Consider the following 1,590-nt stretch of genomic DNA (forward strand, 5'->3'; position numbering starts at 1 on the left):
AAAAGACCGTATCGTTGAAAAATGATACGGTCTTTTTCATGGAATTAACTCCCGGAAAATAGCAATGAAAATCCTTACTAATTAAGGATTTTCAAATAACTGAAAGGCATGCTGAATCTTATAGTTTCCATAGCGTTCAGAAAGCGTTGGTAGGGCCTTTGTAGGGCCTTCCTATATCGATTGATAACTGAAGGCCCTGCTAATGACCTTCAAATGCTAGCTCACCGATTAGGTAAATATTACTTGTTGTAAAGGTGCCTTTAAAAGAAAGATCCCATACCATTCATCATGATACAGGATCTTATTATGTTTAAGCGTCCATTTAAAATGACGCTACCTTTTAATGAGCTTCTTCACATTCAATTGGAAAGAAGAAGTGCTAAATTTTATTTCAACAGACTTAAAGCAGTTTTAATTCTTGGCATCATTGCTTTAATGTCATCCAATGAACAACCACCAACAGAAGCCCTGAACCAAGCCATATTATCGTCGTTACCAAAGGCAGAGAACGGCACTAAGGCAGTACCCGCAGCTTTGATCAGGTAAAAGTTGACATCAGCACTGTCTTTCAGTAAATCACCATCAGGCGTAGTTTTGCCGATGTAATCGATTTTAATAGTCAGGTAAATGGCCCCCATAGGCTCAATGGCATCAACGGCAAAACCTTCCTTTTTCAAATCCTGAAAACCATTGTAAATTTCGTTCAGGCTCAATTGAATCTGCTCTTTAAAGCTAGCTAAATAAGTATCTACCTGCGGCGCATTTTTAAAGTAATTTGCAACAGCTACCTGCTCTGCTTTAGGAGCCCAGGCACCCATGTGGCCTAAAATAGCTTTCATTTTGCTCACAACAGCCTCCGGACCAAAGCCCCAGCCTACCCTTACCCCTGTTGCGGCAAGGCATTTAGAAATACCATCAATAAAAATAGTATAATCTTTTAATGCTGGCCTTAGCGTAACCGGGTTGATGTGCTCTTTACCAAAAGTCAATAAAGAATAGATCTGATCGTACATGATGTACAATGGTTTCTCCTCTGCCGGGCGGCTTGCATTTTCTGCCAATACTAAATCGCATATTTCTGCCAGTTGCTCCTCAGAGAACATCGTTCCTGTAGGGTTCAATGGCGAACAAAGTGCCAATAAAGTTGCCCCTTTTAAGTGTGGTTTCAATTGTGATGCCACCGGCATGAAATTGTTTTCTTCCAGACTTTCAATGGCAATGCCTTCTGCTGAAGTTAAGTGACAGTAGTGGTTATTGTTCCATGATGGTGCAGGGAAAATTACTTTGTCGCCCGGATCAATTAAAGCCAGGAAAGTAGAATAAATTAAAGGACGAGAACCTGCAGAAATTAAAATTTCTGATGGCGTATAGCTGAGTTCATATCTATCTTTCAACAAGTCAGAAACCACTTCACGCAAAGGTAATATACCATCTGCAGGCGGATAATTGGTTTGGTGATCATTGTAAGCATCAATAATTTCAGTTTTTAATTCTTCAGGAATAGGAAAAATAGAAGGATTAAAATCACCAATGGTCAGGTTTGCTATTTGGGCACCCTTTCTTTTTAACTCATTTACTTCATTACCTATT

General features: G+C 39.5%; 1 protein-coding gene. It reads right to left on the reverse strand.

What is annotated here, in order from left to right; translation table 11 throughout:
• Positions 1-386: 386 nt before the first annotated feature.
• Complete coding sequence (locus ACR2F7_RS07320; RefSeq protein ID WP_432712930.1) at positions 387-1,589, reverse strand: pyridoxal phosphate-dependent aminotransferase; 1,203 nt, start codon at positions 1,587-1,589, stop codon at positions 387-389.
• Between the last annotated feature and the right edge of the window lies 1 nt (position 1,590).

Origin of the sequence: Pedobacter sp., assembly GCF_045628745.1 — a bacterium.
Lineage (GTDB): Bacteria > Bacteroidota > Bacteroidia > Sphingobacteriales > Sphingobacteriaceae > Pedobacter.